General features: G+C 44.7%; 1 protein-coding gene. It reads left to right on the forward strand.

The window, feature by feature from the left end; genetic code table 11:
* Window positions 1-337 precede the first annotated feature (337 nt).
* Window positions 338-692: S1 RNA-binding domain-containing protein (locus tag A3762_RS01385; RefSeq protein ID WP_156493111.1), on the forward strand; the 355-nt coding region annotated here is incomplete at its 3' end.

The raw sequence follows: 692 nt of genomic DNA on the forward strand, positions 1-692 counted from the left end.
CCCAAAGGAACATTTGTTTTTACGCAGTTTGCAAAACAAATGATTGGATAAATACGCTGTACAGCGTAGCGCAAAAGATTTTTAGATGATGCTTAAAGAGGCCTTCGCAAGCCATTCAAAGCATGATCACGACACAGGCCGACACCGTGAGTTCACAAGACTTGCGTTGTAAAGAGACCATAAGACCTGCTGTTTACAATGAGATGTTAGTTCAACAGAGCAGCTATAAAACCCGAAGTTTAGTGTTTGCATGCTCGTTTTAACGCCACAGTTGTAGGTATTCTAACCCTCAATCTTTCTGCCCTTCCTGTATACAGCGCCATATTGGACGTTGTTCATGAAAAGAATGTTAATCAACGCGACTCAAAGCGAAGAGTTGCGTGTAGCCCTCGTTGACGGGCAAAAACTCTACGACCTAGACATTGAAGCCGGCTCTCGCGAGCAAAAGAAAGCAAACATTTATAAAGGCAAAGTAACCCGTGTTGAACCTAGCCTAGAAGCTGCTTTCGTCGATTTCGGTGCCGAGCGACACGGCTTCCTTCCTCTTAAAGAAATTTCAAAAGAATACTTCAAGCCAAGCGCTGGCAAAGGCCGCGTTAACATCAAAGATGCGATCAGCGAAGGCCAAGAAGTAATCGTACAGGTTGAAAAGGAAGAACGCGGTAACAAGGGTGCTGCACTCACTACGTTTA

Source organism: Oleiphilus sp. HI0125 (assembly GCF_001635355.1).